The sequence below is a fragment of the Candidatus Zixiibacteriota bacterium genome (genome assembly GCA_040753875.1).
In the GTDB taxonomy this organism is placed as follows: domain Bacteria; phylum Zixibacteria; class MSB-5A5; order GN15; family FEB-12; genus DATKJY01.
The window spans coordinates 1-16,386 of record JBFMDV010000031.1 but is presented as its reverse complement, the minus strand read 5'-3'; the positions used below and the strand labels follow the sequence as shown (position 1 = coordinate 16,386).

The 16,386-nt window shown below is 55.3% G+C and carries 10 protein-coding genes and 1 pseudogene; 5 read left to right on the top strand and 6 right to left on the bottom strand.

The annotated features are described in order from the left end of the window. From folP to tilS, 5 genes are all read right to left on the bottom strand, one after another. Positions 1–858, bottom strand: a complete 858-nt coding sequence (gene folP, locus AB1644_11580) for a dihydropteroate synthase (protein MEW6051683.1) — start codon at positions 856–858, stop codon at positions 1–3. Between the two features lie 543 nt (positions 859–1,401). Continuing rightward, positions 1,402–1,968 (bottom strand): GTP cyclohydrolase I FolE, encoded by a 567-nt coding sequence (gene folE, locus AB1644_11575; GenBank protein MEW6051682.1) that lies wholly within the window; start codon positions 1,966–1,968, stop codon positions 1,402–1,404. Positions 1,969–1,977: 9 nt separating this feature from the next. After that, positions 1,978–3,855, bottom strand: coding sequence for an ATP-dependent zinc metalloprotease FtsH (gene ftsH, locus AB1644_11570; GenBank protein MEW6051681.1), 1,878 nt, complete (start codon positions 3,853–3,855; stop codon positions 1,978–1,980). A gap of 164 nt (positions 3,856–4,019) precedes the next feature. Next, on the bottom strand, positions 4,020–4,541 hold the full coding sequence (gene hpt, locus AB1644_11565; GenBank protein ID MEW6051680.1) for a hypoxanthine phosphoribosyltransferase: 522 nt from the start codon (positions 4,539–4,541) through the stop codon (positions 4,020–4,022). Then, positions 4,528–5,925 carry a tRNA lysidine(34) synthetase TilS gene (gene tilS / locus AB1644_11560; protein MEW6051679.1) on the bottom strand — a complete coding sequence of 466 codons (1,398 nt, stop codon included), beginning with the start codon at positions 5,923–5,925 and terminating at the stop codon, positions 4,528–4,530. The genes hpt and tilS overlap by 14 nt, the downstream gene beginning before the upstream one ends. Before the next feature lie 138 nt (positions 5,926–6,063). Here tilS and purL point away from each other — a divergent pair, with 138 nt between their 5' ends. The 5 genes and pseudogenes from purL to prxU all read left to right on the top strand — a co-directional run bounded on the left by purL (position 6,064) and on the right by prxU (position 13,972). After that, on the top strand, positions 6,064–8,304 hold the full coding sequence (gene purL, locus AB1644_11555; protein ID MEW6051678.1) for a phosphoribosylformylglycinamidine synthase subunit PurL: 2,241 nt from the start codon (positions 6,064–6,066) through the stop codon (positions 8,302–8,304). A 420-nt stretch (positions 8,305–8,724) separates the two neighbouring features. After that, positions 8,725–9,444 (top strand): UDP-2,3-diacylglucosamine diphosphatase, encoded by a 720-nt coding sequence (locus AB1644_11550; GenBank protein ID MEW6051677.1) that lies wholly within the window; start codon positions 8,725–8,727, stop codon positions 9,442–9,444. Further along, positions 9,441–11,153 (top strand): hypothetical protein, encoded by a 1,713-nt coding sequence (locus AB1644_11545; protein ID MEW6051676.1) that lies wholly within the window; start codon positions 9,441–9,443, stop codon positions 11,151–11,153. Before AB1644_11550 ends, AB1644_11545 begins: the two co-directional genes overlap by 4 nt. A gap of 3 nt (positions 11,154–11,156) precedes the next feature. Continuing rightward, complete coding sequence (locus AB1644_11540) at positions 11,157–13,229, top strand: tetratricopeptide repeat protein (GenBank protein ID MEW6051675.1); 2,073 nt, start codon at positions 11,157–11,159, stop codon at positions 13,227–13,229. Between the two features lie 152 nt (positions 13,230–13,381). Continuing rightward, positions 13,382–13,972, top strand: a pseudogene (gene prxU, locus AB1644_11535) (thioredoxin-dependent peroxiredoxin). Between the two features lie 146 nt (positions 13,973–14,118). Here prxU and AB1644_11530 read toward each other — a convergent pair. After that, the gene (locus tag AB1644_11530) at positions 14,119–16,236 is read right to left on the bottom strand and encodes an N-6 DNA methylase (protein ID MEW6051674.1); all 2,118 of its coding nucleotides are present in this window, start codon (positions 16,234–16,236) and stop codon (positions 14,119–14,121) included. Positions 16,237–16,386 lie beyond the last annotated feature (150 nt).

Genomic DNA, 16,386 nt, shown 5'->3' with positions numbered 1-16,386 from the left:
TCATTGCCGTGTCGCCTGAACTATCCTCAATGCCTCGACCGTTTCTTTGACATCATGTACGCGCACAATAGTGGCGCCATTCAGCACCGCCGTCACCGCCGCGGCTATCGACCCGCCAAGCCGGCTTTCTGCAGGGCCGGTGTCGCCGGTGACCATCCCAATAAACGACTTTCTTGAGGCCCCCACAAGCAGGGGCAGCCCGAATCTGGTGAAAGATCGCAGTTCCCTGAGAATCCGGAGATTATCTTCCAGCCGCTTGCCGAATCCGATTCCAGGGTCCAGAATTATCTGCGATCCCTCTATGCCGCCGGTTGTGCAGAACTGAATCCGTTCGTCAAAAAAATCCGCTATCTCTTGGATGCAATCATCATACTCCGGTTTCTTCTGCATGTCACGGGGTGTGCCCTTCATGTGCATCAGCGCCACCGGCGCCTTCGAGCGTGCCAATAGCGCGAGCATAGCCGAGTCAATTCGAAGGGCCGAAATATCGTTGACTATATCGACCCCGGCTTTCAACGCCGCCTCGGCGGTGGCTGCCTTGTACGTATCGATTGAGATGGGGACTTGTGACTCTCTTCTCAATCGCTCAATCACCGGCAGCACCCGCTCGATTTCTTCCTCGGCGCTGACCGGGTCCGCGCCCGGGCGGCTCGACTCGCCGCCGATATCGATTATATCTGCGCCCTCGGCTGCCATTTTCAGTGCGTGCGCCACAGCTCTTTCGGTTACCAGGAATCGCCCGCCATCAGAGAACGAATCCGGCGTAACATTGAGTATTCCCATGACCAGCGGGCGCGCAAACGACAGCATTTTGCCGGTGGCGGTCTTGATCTCGCAACGAATCGATAGGGTGGTCACAGGATTGCTTTCTGTTTCAACTGAGCAATGAAAGGTAGGCAAATGACGGCTGGCTGGGCAAGGGAAAAGGGGATCTGCTCGGCGTTTACGCCGTGTACAGTACCCACCCGCAAGCGGGTGGGGCACCTCACTCTCGAACAAATTCCTCTCCCTCTGGGAGAGGATGTCCCGAAGTGACAGGTGAGGGGCCTCTTACTTTGGCTGCCGTTGGTACAGAACACTAAACTGTGGATGGCACACGTCCTCGTGTGCCGCCTGACGGCAGACCAGGAGGTATGCCGTTTACAGGTTGAAAGCCTCTGTGTCGGTTTTCTGCGTTCACCCTGCGCTCAAACCACCTGAGCTCACTTCGGAACCCGACGTACCGCTCTTGACGGCCGGAATGACAAACAACAATAGCGGCTGCTGAGGGATTTAGGTGCCGTCAGGCGTCCCTGCCTGACGGTTCACTGGGGCAATACCGTGTCGGGCGAGGACTCCCGACACCACTCCGTCGTCTTTCAAATGAGAGGATCGCACAGCAAACTGTGCTGCACCTAAGCCCTACTTCGTCCCCTCGATCAGCGCCAGGGCCTCGGAGCGAGTGGCGTTGCGGCGCATCATGCCGCGAATCGCCGACGTGATAATCTTACTCCCCGGCTTCTTGATCCCCCGCATGGTGAGACAGAGATGTTCCGCTTCCACAACGACGAGTACCCCCTTGGCGTTAAGGGCATCCACAATCGAGTCGGCGATCTCCGAGGTCATCCGCTCCTGCACCTGAAGACGCTTGGAGAGGATATCGATCACCCGCATCATGCTGGAGAAGCCGACCATCTTGTCCTTTTGCGGGATGTAGGCGATATGAACATTGCCAAAAAACGGCAGCAGATGGTGTTCGCAGAGTGAAAAGAACGAAATGTCCCGCAGGATGATCATCTCGTCTTTGTTCTTCGCAGTGTAGTGGCGGAGTTCCAGCGAGGGGTCTTCCCCCATACCGGACAGAACTTCCTGGTAGAATTCGGCGGTCCGTTCCGGAGTCCGGCGGAGTCCCTCGCGGCGTGGATTCTCGCCGATCCCTTCCAGGATCAGCTTCATCCCCTTTTTGATCTTTGAGTGGTCTATTGCCACAATCGCGCTCTACGGCGCCGGGACCTGTGACGGCACCGGTTCGACATCGCCCGACGGTCGTCCGATTATCTCGTCCACTTCGCGGCCATCGATAATCTCCCGTTCCAGCAGCGCCTTGGCAAGATTGTGCAGCTTGTCGAGATGTTCGGTCAGGATACGACGGGCCGTTGACTCGGCGCTGTCGACGAAGGAGCGGATCTCCTGGTCGATGACAAGAGCGGTTGCCTCAGAATAGTCCGAATGCTGCGCGATCTCGCGGCCAAGGAATATATGCTCTTCAGTTTTGCCGAATGTCACCGGACCGAGCTTCTCCGACATACCCCAATTGCAGACCATCTTACGCGCGAGTTTGGTGGCTCGCTCCAGATCGTTGCCGGCACCGGTGTCGAGCTGACCGAACACCAACAGTTCCGCCACTCTTCCGCCCATGAACACCGCCAGCATGGTCTCAAGATAGTCCTTGGCGTAGGTATGCCGTTCGTCCACCGGCAGGGACTGCGTAACACCGAGAGCCAGGCCGCGTGGGATGATCGTGACCTTATGGATCGGGTCCGCTTTGGGGAGAAACTTGGAAACCAGGGCATGCCCGCCTTCATGATAGGCAATGATTTTCTTCTCTTCCTCGGTGATCACCAACGATCGACGTTCGGTGCCCATCATTACCTTGTCCTTGGCCTCTTCAAAGTCCACCATCGTCACCGCCTCGCGGTTCCTGCGAGAGGCCAAAAGTGCCGCCTCGTTGACCATGTTAGCGAGGTCCGCACCGGACATTCCTGGCGTACCACGCGCGAGGATGGTCAAGTCGACATCGGGCGCGGTCTTGATCTTACGGATATGGACCTTGAGGATGCCCTCACGCCCTTTTACATCAGGTGTTGCGACAACGATCTGGCGGTCGAATCGTCCGGGGCGCAGGAGCGCCGGGTCGAGTACGTCGGGACGGTTGGTAGCGGCGATCAGGATGACACCTTCGTTGGATTCGAATCCATCCATTTCAACGAGCAACTGGTTCAAGGTCTGCTCGCGTTCGTCGTGACCACCACCTAAACCGGCGCCACGATGGCGGCCGACGGCATCGATCTCGTCGATGAAGATAATGCACGGTGCGTTCTTTTTGCCCTGCTCGAACAGATCACGCACGCGGCTGGCGCCAACACCCACGAACATCTCCACGAAGTCGGAACCGGACATCGAGAAAAACGGCACACCCGCCTCGCCGGCAACCGCACGGGCCAGAAGCGTTTTGCCCGTTCCGGGAGGACCCAGAAGCAGTGCTCCCTTGGGGATTTTGCCACCCAGTTTCTGAAACTTGGCCGGTTCGCGGAGAAATTCGATGATCTCTTTCAGCTCTTCCTTGGCTTCATCAGCGCCGGCGACATCGTTGAATGTAACTTTCGGACGCTCGTCGGTCATCAGCTTGGCCTTGCTCTTGCCGAATGAAAACAGCCCTTTCGGTCCGGAGGCACCCTGCATCTGACGGATGAAAAACAGCCACACGAATCCAAGCAGCAGCCAGGGGCCGATCGCGATTAGAATCTGGATTAGCTGGCTGTCCCCTTTCGCAACAATCTTCGCACCGCTTTTTTCAAGACGGTTTACCAGCTCGTAGCTGTTATCCGCAAAGGGAATTCTGGATTTGAATCGCCCGAATGTCTTGGGGCTCTTGGTCGACGCAAACAGTTTCGGCTGTTTGAGTTTTCCTTCGAGTTCCCGGTCCGTGAATGTGACTTCGGCGACATTGCTGCTGTCTATCTCACCGACAAATTCCGTGTAGGTGATCTCAGCTATATCCTGGTCGAAACTCTTGACGAATGAATACAGGATGAATACCAGCAGGAACAGTCCCAGCCAGAACATCATGGTCCGGCCGGTCCCGCGCCAACTCATGCCATCGCGAGGGGGTTCGGGGCGAGGACGACCCGATTGACCGGAACGCCCCGGTCTATTGCTATATTCGCTCACACATGCTCCGCATCAAAATGCTGCTCTTAACGGTTATACCCGGACATCACCCGGTATTCTCTATCAGTATCGGCAGAATCCTCGGCGGCTCAGGTGTCCAGCAGCCGCCCGATGAAGGGAAGGTTGCGGTACTTCTGCGTATTATCCAGGCCAAACCCAATCACAAACTCGTTGCCTACCGAAAAGCCGATATACTTCAAATGCACCTTCGTGCGGTGACTTCCGGGCTTGTCCAACAATGTAACAACCTCGACAGAAGCCGGTTCCAGTCGCTGAATCTTGGAGGCCAGCAGGTTGACCGTCTTGCCGGAATCCACCACCCCCTCGACTATCAATACGTGTCGCCCTTTCATATTGACCGAGAATCCTCCCATGAATGAAATATCATCCTCGGTCTTGACCGCCTTCTTGTACGAGGTCGGCGCCGCGAACTCCAGTTCGATCGGCAGTTTGACATGCCGCATGAGGTCGGAAATGAAGATGATACACCCTTTCAGAACCCCCACCAGCACCGGTGTTTCACCGGCATAATCCTGGGTGATCTGGCGCGCCAGTTCACGAACACGGCGATTGATCTGGTCCTGTGGAAGCAGCAACTCAATCGGCTTCATCGGTGGGGCCGGTTTTGATACGGACGCTTTCAAGTTTCAGCACCTTCTCAGTTGAATCCGTCACCTTGACGCAGTCGGCGATCTCGTACCCGACCAGCCAGATGATCCCATCAGTATCACACACGACCGGAATTTCGTCCCTTAGCACGGTCGGGACTTTCCGGTCTGTCAGATAATCCCCTACTTTTTTGCTGCCTGCCAGTCCCAGCGGGCTGAACCTGTCGCCTGGTTTAACTGCGCGGACCACCAGAGGCGGTTTCACTGCCAAAGCGTCGATAACCACCGCTCTCGCACCTCGCTGGCGAGGCACCGCTGACGGCTTCCTTCGCACTCTTGCGCCTATCCGCAAGTGGAGTGGTGGCACTATGCACCGACCGCCAATCGGCAAGGGGAGTTGGAAGGATACCTTTATCCTCTTGTACACCAACAGCTTGCCGCCATCCGCCGCAGCCTCCAGCCTCCCGGGCAAAGCCAACTTGGCTTTTTCACTCCGGGAAAGCTTCTCCAGCCGGTCGATCACGATCCGGTCCGGGGACTGCCTGTCGGCGGAAAGAGTTTGCACACAACGCCTTAACAGCCGTCGCCGAAGCCATAATGGATAACCGCCCAGTATGGATAAATCAAGCGCTAATTTCCCACCGGGTGTCGCGGATACCGTCTCTTTGAACGCCCGCTCGGTAATCGACTGAAGAAACGACTCCTCTTCATCCAACGTCTCAGAGAGATTCACGAGCGCCCGGTCGACGGCTGGATTGAGGCGCTTGCGAAGCATCGGCAGCAGCCGATTGCGAACGAAATTGCGGCTGAACTCAGATGTCTCATTCGAGCGGTCGGTACAATAATCGAGACGATGTCTCTTCAAATACGCCAGGATCTCGACCTTGGTTACATCGAACAATGGTCTAATGTAAATCCCTCGTTTAATTGGCACACCGAGCAGGCCCGTTCTGCCGGTTCCTCTCAGCACACGAAGGAGAATCGTCTCCACGCGATCGTCAAGATGGTGCCCCAGCGCCACTTTGGTGCAAGCAAGCTCATCAGCGAGTCGCTTGAAAGTGGCGTAGCGGAAATCCCGTGCGGTCTCTTCGAGTCCCTTCTTCTCTCTATGGGCACGTGCAGGAATATCTTCGCGGATGATCGTGAGCGGCACTTTGAGTCGATCGCACAGCGTTTGACAGAATTGCTCTTCGTGGCGGGCTGCTCTCTTTCGAATCTGGTGGTTGATATAGACCGCGTGCAATTGGAGCTTCATTTTTGGTTGCAGACGGGACAGCACATGCAACAGCGCCACTGAATCCGGTCCGCCGGAAAGAGCGACAAGGACAGAGTCACCGGGTGCTATCAGTTTCCTCTCGACGACTGCGTCATTAACTTTCGATAACATATCCACGTCGGGAAGATACGCATTTACCCTCTGGTTGTGAACGGCAATCGGCAGATCGACAGGCTGTCGCCATTCGCAGCTTGACCAGCCTGACCTAACCGTTATATTGGCCGCTCAATTACGGAGCAGAGTCATATTATGTCACCAGATTTGAAACAACCCGCCGTCACCCCAAAAATGGTCGCCGATCACGGGATTACGCCCGAGGAATACGAACGAATTAAGAAGATTCTCGGCCGCGAACCCAACTACACCGAGCTTGGTGTGTTCAGTGTCATGTGGTCGGAGCATTGCTCCTACAAGAACTCAATCGCGCTCCTGAAGACTCTTCCGCGCGAAGGGGCCAATCTTCTCGCCAAAGCCGGCGAAGAGAACGCCGGGGCAGTGGATATCGGCGATGGTCTGGCGGTGGTTTTCAAAATCGAATCGCACAATCATCCATCGGCGATCGAGCCTTATCAAGGAGCGGCCACCGGTGTTGGAGGGATACTGCGCGACATTTTCACTATGGGAGCTCGCCCGATAGCGGCACTCAACTCACTGCGGTTCGGTCCCCCTGATAACCCGCGCGTGCGGTATCTGGTGGATGGCGTGGTGCGCGGGATCGGCGACTACGGTAATTCGTTTGGTGTACCAACTGTCGCCGGCGAGGTTTATTTCGATGAATCGTACACCGGCAATCCGCTGGTCAACGCGATGGCGGTTGGATTGGTAAAATCGAATCGACTGGCGTTCGCCAAAGCTGCCGGTGTGGGAAACCCAATCATGATGGTAGGCTCCAAGACTGGACGGGACGGCATCCACGGAGCAACATTTGCCTCTGAGGAAATCAGCGACAAGTCACAGGAGAAACGCCCTTCGGTCCAGATCGGTGACCCGTTTACCGAAAAGCTGCTTCTTGAAGCCACGCTTGAGATCATCGATGAGGACTTGATCGTCGGAATCCAGGATATGGGGGCAGCCGGGCTAACCTGTTCGTCATCGGAGATGTCCGCACGTGGAAAAGCCGGGATCGAAATCGATATCGACAAAGTCCAAGTGCGTGAAACCGGCATGACACCGTATGAGATACTCTTGTCCGAGTCGCAGGAGCGGATGCTGGTTTGCGTGAAGAAGGGATGCGAGGCACAGGTGAAAGCCGTGTTCGACAAATGGGGGCTGGACTCAACTATTGTCGGTAGCGTGACCAATGACGGTATGATGGCGGTGAAACTGAACGGTCAGGTGGTCTCACTGATACCGTCGAATTCCCTCGTGCTCGGCGGCGACGCGCCGGTGTATCATCGCGAACAGAAACGCCCCGCCTATATGGACAAACTGAACAGTCTGGACATCAAGAGCCTGCCGACAAATCGAAATTGGAACGAAACATTGCTGACCCTTCTTGGCTCGCCGAACCTCTGTCACAAGGGCTGGGTGTTTGAGCAGTACGATTCGATGGTCCGCACGAATACGGCGGTCGGGCCAGGTTCCGATGCAGCGGTGCTCCGCATTCGCAAAACGAACAAGGCGCTGGCGATGGCAACAGACTGTAACGGGCGGTATTGCTACCTGAATCCTCGGCTCGGCGCCATGAGCGCGGTCGCCGAGGCTGCCCGGAATATCGTCTGCTCCGGCGGCAAGCCGCTGGCGGTCACCAACTGTCTCAATTTTGGCAACCCGTATAAGCCGGAAGTCTACTATTGTTTCGCTGAAGCGGTAGCCGGCATGGGCGAAGCGTGCCGTGTGCTTGACACGCCTGTGACCGGCGGTAACGTATCGTTTTATAACGAAGACCCTGACCGCGCCGTGTTCCCGACACCGACTATCGGCATGGTCGGGCTGATCGAATGCACCGACCACATCACTACGCAGTGGTTCAAGGATGAGGGGGATGTCGTTTTCCTGCTCGGCAGGAATACTGAGGAGCTGGGTGGCTCAGAATACCTGCATGTCATCCACGGCCAAACTCGTGGTCCGGTGCCACAGCTTGATCTGCAGTTCGAGAAAAAGCTCCAGGCTGCACTGCTCGAGGCCATATGGTCCGGCCGTATCAAGTCGGCTCATGATGTCAGCGATGGTGGCCTGGCGATAGCGGTGGCGGAGTCCTGCATTACCAACCGGGAGAATCAGCTCGGCGCGCGAATCACTCCCAACGACAGTATTCGCCCGGACTGCCTGCTGTTCGCGGAAAGCCAATCACGCGTCATTGTCAGTTGCTCACCAAATGACGCCGGCTGGTTGCAGGATTGGTTTGATTCGAAGCAGATTCCGGTCGCTCGGATCGGGGTCGTAGTCGGTGACGGGCTGATGATCAATAAGCTCATCGACTTGCCGCTGTCTCGGCTCGATGAGACATTCTACACGGCACTGCCGCGGATAATGGAGCGGGTGGGGTAGGGAACAAGGCTCGCGTTTGCAACCGGGACTTGGTGCGTGGTTCGACTACGCTCACCACGACGCAACCGAGTTCCTCCAGGATACTGACCCGCCCCAAGGGGCGGGGTACCCCACCGCTTGCGGTGGGCGAAGTGGTGTAGCCCACCTGCTTCAGGTGGGTCCGCAGTTCTCTCCACAGGGCAACCGTCAATTTCGCTGAGTCTCCGAACATCGTTTTCCGTTTCGTGACTGCGGAAATTGGACGAGAGGGAAAACGGAGTAACTGGGGACCCAGACGTTGTCTGGGCTACACCGCAAGGGAAAACAAAAGAGTGTACAACAGTGGGTAGCCTACCTGCCTCAGGCCCACGGCTGATCGCCAGCAATTACACCTGATTTTGCCGTTCCATTCGCTGCCCCTCATCCGCTATATTCCCCCCCATGGCCCTCTATGTGTTCTCTGATGCTCACCTCGGCTGCGGCACGCCGCAGGACGAGGCCAGGAAAATCGACAAGATCAAGGCCCTGGTCAGACTTATCAAACAGGATGGCGAACGGCTGATTATTCTCGGCGACCTGTTCGATTTCTGGTTTGAGTACAAGCACGTCATCCCCAAGGCGCACCATGAGGTGTTGTTCATGCTCACGGAACTGCTCAATCGCGGCGTGCGGATCGATTATGTCAGCGGCAACCACGATTTCTGGATGGATGATTTCTTCGAGAAACACATGGGGATCGCCGTCCACCAGGACCGGCTGCAGTTGGAATATGACGGGCGGAAATGGCTGCTACTGCATGGCGATGGACTCGCGCCGGCCGACGGCGGCTACCGGTTTTTGAAGAAGATTCTCCGCAATCCGCTTAATATCTGGCTCTATCGCAAACTCCCCCCTGATTGGGCCTTCCCGTTGGCCAAATGGGTCTCCGGGTCTTCGCGTGACTACACCTCACAACGGGACCACCAGTTTGCCAAGGATTACGAATCATACGCCCGCGACCAGCTTGAGAATGGGTTCGACGTAGTGGTGATCGGGCATTTGCACATTCCGATCTACCGGCCATACGAGCCCGGCGTGTATATCAACACCGGCGATTTCATCACTCATTTCAGCTATTTGAAATGCGATCATGGGACACTTTCGCTGGAGAATCTGGCGTGATCGACCGTCTCTCTGCCGGTACCCGCGCAACATCCCTTGTCCCATACGCCCTCTGGGCATTATCGATCGGCACGCTTATTTACGGCGCGTATCAGGTCTGGCATCATTGGTGGCTGTGCGATGATGCCTTCATTTCGTTTCGCTATGCGCAGAACCTTGTAAATGGCCACGGCTTGGTGTACAACGTTGGTGAACGGGTGGAAGGGTACACCAATTTCCTTTGGACGATTATTATTTCCTTTTTTATGCTTCTGGAACTCAGGCCCGAGCCGGTGTCAATGGTCCTTGGAGCGGCTTCGTATTTCGCCACGGTTGGCATCCTGGGCTATCTGTCGTGGCGCTTGTTCAACCGAGCCGAACCGAAAGGAACGATATTCTTCCCGCTGGCGGCAATGTGTGTCCTGGTGCAGCACGATTACCACGTTTTCGCCACCAGCGGCCTTGAGACATCCTGGACGGCTATGCTTGTCACGCTCGGGTACGCGTTGCTTGTACTCGCCCGTAGCCCGCGATCGTATCTATGGGCGGGAATCGTGCTCATACTGGCCGCGCTGTCACGCCCTGATGCCATGCTGTTCTATGCGATGGGGATACCGTACCTCCTGCTCCTCGGTCGAATGGAACGCCGTTACGTATTCTTGTATCTCGTGCCGCTGGTCATAATGTACCTGCCGTACTGGGTAGCACGATACCTGTATTACGGCTTCCCGTTCCCGAACACATATTACGCTAAGTCGGCCAATCTGCCGTATTACAGCCAGGGAATAGCCTATCTCAAGCTCTATTTCAAGGCCTACTATAGCTTGATGCTTCTGGGGCCTGCTGCCCTCGCGGTTATTCTGTTCCGTTTCCGAGCGCTGGTTTCACTGCGTTCGAACGCACCGGTGTATCGCGCTTTGGCGCTCGGGATTCTGTTCGCAGTTCCTTATACGGCGTACGTCGTCCGTTCCGGCGGTGATTTCATGTTCGCGCGGTTTTTCATCCCAGTCACACCGATCTTGTTCCTGTTTCTGGAAGCGACGATGCGGCTCTTTCTGGTCAGAACGTGGGCTTATGTGCCTGTGTCGCTCGTGGTCCTGGCCGGAGTGCTGTTTCGCTGGGACCCATACACTGAGACACGCAAAATCGACTATGTTGCGTACGAACCGGACTATTATCCACGCTCATGGGTTGAACACGCAGAAGAAGTCGGGACCAGGATGCGGGAGTATTTCAAGGGGACCGACACGCGGGTGGCATTCTATGGCATGTTCGCTGTCTATGTCTACTACGCCGAACCATCAATGGCCATCGAGAGCAACGCCGGACTCACGGACACGTTTATTGCCCACATGCCCATTTTCAATCGCGGCCGACCAGGTCATGAAAAGCAGGCGCCCTGGGAGTATCTCGTCCATCGGGGAGTCAACTTCGTGTTTCGGGGGAAGGTCCCCATGAACACACCTACCGACAGTCTTCGGGCGATTCGGTTCGGCGATTTTGAATCGCACATAATTGTCTACAATCGCGCGTTGATGGACCATCTCAAACAGTTCCCGGAGATCGCGTTCGTCGACTTTCCGGCTTTTCTCGACGGTTACATAGCGCGAATGCCATCGATTCCCAACGATGCTCTTGCCCCATCGTATCAGTTCTTCCGGCAGTATTACTTCGACCACAACGACGATCCGGCTCGTCAGCGACCGTTCATCACGCGTCTTGGAGGTTGAACGATGTCGCGCTCGCCGATCCCCGCACGAGTGCTTATGGCGTATTCGCTTACCGTGTTGGGATTCTTCACAGCCTCGTTCTTCCCGGAGAGTCGTGCCTGGGGGTTGAATATCTGGGCCTGGTTTCCCCTGACATTGCGGATCGGTCTCCTTGTAGTCGGGTTTGCAGTAGGCGCAGCCGTATGGAGATGGGGGAACTGGCTCGCGCGCGACAACGCCGTTCGCTCTGGTGTAGCTCACTCTCTCAAGCATTACATCATTCCCGCATCGTTCGCAATCGCCTGCGCGGGGATCCTCTTTTATCTGTTTCGCACGCAGACTCATTTCCTTGGAGACGGTTATCTTGAGTTGATCACACTGGTATCACCCAACCCGGACATCATGTACCGCGAAATCGGCGAGACGCTGGCTCACAGTCTGCTTTTTTCAGCTCTCACCGGCACGGCTCCCGAGCGGGCGCTTGTGGCGTATCAGATAATCTCGATAGCCGCTGGGGTCCTGTTCCTGTTAGTGATCGCGGTCGGTGCCTGGTCCTTGTTCGATAATAACCGCAGCCGCCTCCTATTTCTCGCAGGAGTTGCCACAGGCGGGTTCATGCTTCTGTACTTCGGCTATGTCGAACATTATTCGCTGTTTAGTGTCGCTGCGGGGGCGCTCGTTCTGGGCGGACTCTTGGCACTGCACATTAGGATGAATCGCTATTGGCTCATACCGATGCTGGCGTTCGGATTGTTTCTGCATATCCTGACAGTTATCCTGGTACCAGCAGTACTTTACGCTCTGTTAAGCGGCACGCAGCTTGGGAATCGGATCCGCGCACTGAGCAGGTCGAAGAAAGTCCTGTATGGGTCACTGGCCGTTGCTCCGGTTGTGGGCTTGATCGCGTATTTCCTTGCGACCGATTTCTTTTTTCGTCTGGCATTCGTGTCCCCAGTGGCTCATCGGTTCACTGTCGAGGGGTACACGCTGTTCTCATGGGCGCATCTGGTGGATTGGCTGAATCTGATACTTACACATCTGCCGGGAGTTGCGGTCATCCTGGCGGCGCTGTCGGCAACATCAGCCGGGCGTCTATTCGCACACCGCGAGTATCGCTTTCTGACGATCTTACTTATATGCGCGGGAGTGGCATCGTTTGTCATTGACCCAAAACTCGGTATGCCCCGCGATTGGGACCTGTTTTCCTTCGCTGGTATCCCCCTTGTAGTTGCCGGTTTCTACTGGCTCAACGACAGCCGCACTCGTTCTCCGCACACCGTACCGACTATGATTTTGGTCGTGACACTCGGCCTGTTGTCACTTGGTCCGCGGGTCGCCACACAAGCATTGCCATCGGAGGGACTCAAACAGATCCGGGCATACGCTGCCCTTGATCCGATCAAAAACAAAAACGTGCTGCTCACACTCCGCAATTACTACCTTGAGCACAACGATCCACACACCGCGGACGAGATTTTCCAACTTTGGAACAGCTATCCCGAGCAGGCCGCGCTGGAGCAGGCCGATGCCCTGGGACATCAGGGAAGGAACGCCGAGGCCGTGCAAGGGTATCGTGCCGCTATCGATCTGAATCCGTACTTTGCGCCCTCATATGTATATCTCGGTCAGATGCTGAACCGGCTGGGGCAGTATGATAGTGCAATTACCGTACTTGAGACCGCTTACGGTCTGGCGCCGCGCAATCCCAATGTCAACACGGCGCTTGGGTACGCACTCTGGTGGTCCGGACACAAAGAGGAAGGGAAACGCCACTGCGAGGCGGCTATCGCCTTCAACCCCGAAATGTCCAAACCGTACTACTTCCTTGCAAATATCTGCCGTGAAGAGGGAGATGCCGCCGACTACGAGCGGTACCTTCGCTCGGCGACCGGCAAAAACGACGCCACCGGCGTGATGTTCAAGGAACTTGCGGATATTCAAGCCGCGCGTGGTGAATACTCGCCTGCAGCACTAAACTATCGTCGGGCAGTCGAGAAGGGTCTGGACAGCGCCGAGGTTCGAGTACAGGTCGCGAAGCACCCTGGCCTGAGAGAATGGCTGCCGGCATTTGGTGGCCCTGATTCCACACCGCGTTGATAGGCGGTCAGGGAACTCTCGCACCCGAGCTCTTGTTGTCAGCATCGTGGCGGCGGAGAACCAGATGTCCGGGACTTGCATTTCGGGACTCCGCGCATTATCGATGAACTGGTTCATTTGAAGAAAAAACATGGCAGGAGGAAGTAATGGCTGTACAAGTCGGCAAACGGGCGCCGGAGTTCAGCGCGCCGTTTTATCAGAAAGGACTGTTCGGAACCACCAAGCTGTCCGACCATCTCGGTCACTGGGTTTTGCTGATTTTCTACCCGGGTGACTTCACGTTCGTCTGACCCACCGAATTAGCGGCGGTCGCCGCTCAGCACAAACATTTGACCGACCTCGATGTCCGCATCATGGTCTGCTCGGTGGATTCGGTTTACGTTCACAAGAGCTGGGAAGAACACGAACTGCTCAAGCTCATCCCCAATGGCGTGCCGTATCCGATGCTTTCCGACACCGGCGGCAATATCGGCAAGCTGTATGGTGTGTATGATGATGAGTCCAATGTGGATATCCGCGGGAGGTTTATCATCGATCCGGATGGTGTCATCCAGGCCGCGGAGATACTCACGCCTCCTGTAGGGCGCAATATCCCTGAGATGGTTCGTCAGATTCGCGGATTCCAGAAAGTGCGTGAGACCGGCGGCAACGAAGTTTGCCCGGCCGGTTGGCAGCATGGCAAGGAGACGCTCAAACCGGGCCCGGGTCTCGTGGGCAAAGTGGCGGACGTCTGGAAGCCTTAACGGTCAAGGGTGCGTACTTACTGTGGTGTCGGGCGTTGTCGCCCGGCACCCGTCTTGTTCGTGAAAACCGTAAGGTGGGGACGCCTGACGGCACGACTGGAATTCTCGGGACCAGAGAAAATCAGGCGATACATTGAAAAGGTTGGTCATTCGCCTTTTCCGAAAAGCTCGCCATTTTTCACAGATCCTGCCCCGATAAAGTCATCCGTCACTTTCTGACCGGCGGCTGAGAGCAACTTTCTGACAAGCTTGTTTATCCTGGAAATATCAGACTTGAGAATCTTCCGCACATCAAGCCTAACCTGTCCAAGCCTCCCGCTTAGGTTGGGAACGAATGGAACAATGTCCTCACGACATTTCTTACCGAGTTCTACAAGATGCAGATGGACCTTGTCCTTTGAATCATACTCTGGAATGGCACAGACCTCAAATGGTCTGCGATGAATGTCACGTTCCCCGTAGAGACCTTGCGGCTGGTATTCTTTGATCATACCGTTCACGACGTCGGAATTGAGCACAGCACAAAGATAGTCCGCCTCATCTATCCCCTTTGGGTAGTAGTAATACGTCTTAGCGTCAGCGACAAAGCTGGGAGACACTGATAGCTTACCCTTTGTTGTAGCACTATCATGTAGTGCAGCTGTGAGGTTCGTACCCGAGGTATTATACAAGACCACAAGCGGTGCGTCGATGTCTTGATTGGCCAGCTTTTGGTTGTAATTAAGCCAATCGAGCAATGACCGGTCATCAGATTGTCTGCCCTCTTCCCAGAGTTTTTCAGTCTTGCTCATCCAGTCCGCTGCATGTTGAAAGCCACGTTCTGCGAGGGCCGTTGAATCCGCCAAGGAGAATGACCGCTTTGCCTTGACGATTGGGAGGAAGACCATTTCTCTCCTCACTAGTGCGAAGGGGAGTAGTCCCTTGGCGAGAACAGTCTCGAAAAGGAATCTTTTCTCAACCCTACCCTCGATTCGCTTTCGCCATTGATCCTTTGCCTCTTCGAATGCCTCATCGCTGGTCTCAAGAAACGGTATCTCCTTGTGTTGAGCAGCCTCTTTGTCCGGTTGGACGAACCACAAACATCGAGGTACGATCGTAGCGCCCTGCAGAAACCGGCTGTAATATGGTGAGGGTCGGACGTCGTTTGTGGAGAACGCCAATGTTGCCTTCGCTGCAGTCAGGGACGCTCTTGCTGAAGCCAGAGGCATGTTCTTGGTCGGCAGTTGTCCCGAATAGCGCACAACGGGAATTCCTTTTGTTTTGCTCTCCAGTCCCTCTCGAATAATCAGGACAGACCGGACATTGAAGAGAGGCGTGACATCCGAGAAGTCGTGTACCTCCGACATGCCGCGCATCTGGAACTTGAGATGTTGTTTCGCCGGCAATATAGTAGTCTTGGGGAGAACGAACGCTATGACCCCTCCGGGCTTGAGAAAATTGAGTTCGCTGTATGCGAAGAAGAGCGTGCTTGTGTCCATTTGCGTGAGAAGCTTCACGCTCGCTCGATCGAGAAGGCCTAGAGTAAAGGTTAAGTCTTTTATCACTCGCCTGTAGTTAGTATCCTTAACATACCTATATGAAAGCCAGGGTGGATTACCTACAACGTAATCGACCTTGCGCTTACGAATATACGCCGGTCGGTATGCGTTCTTGAGCACAAATGTCCAGATAGTGTCCCGTTTTTGCTTAAGCAGCTTGGCGTAGAGCTTGAAATTCTGTCTCCATAGGAACACTTCGTGATCAGAACATCCTTTCAGCGCGCTACGCTCGAAGCCTTTCCAGCCACTCCGCATCGCTTCTTCGCTATGAGCTGAGCGCTCGGCTACAAGCGCCAATTTGTCTATCAGCCTGTCGAGATTACCGGTACGAGACATTGTCTCCAGAGGAATGTGAAAGCTCTCTGCTTCTGAAACGGAAATTCCGACGGCTCGCTTTTGTGGATCCTCTGAAACCAAAAGAGTGTCTGCCATATATACGGGAAGATATACCTCTCTCTCAAGGCCTTTGATTTCCCCCGCCAAAGCCAAAGCAATATTTGCCTTGGTCATCATAACGGCCAGAGGGTGTACATCGATTCCCAGAACCGAGTCCAAAACCTGCGTGGCCAGCCTGGACCCGCGAAGCCCTTTACTTCGCAGAAATCGAATCGCTGCCATAAGAAATGTCCCGGAGCCACAGGCTGGATCGAGAATACTCCCACCCTTGTATTCTATCGCCTCTAATGCCAAGTCCGCAATCCAATCGGGTGTATAGTACTCGCCCAAGGAATGTCTGCTGGATGGATCAACTAGTGTCCTGCGTCTAACGCTTCTTTACTTTTGGCAATTTTCGCCATGATGCGCTCTACTGGCGCCGTCCATACGAAAACGCGTGGGTTTTGGTTATGGTTTTCCACGTATTGCTCTATGACTTTG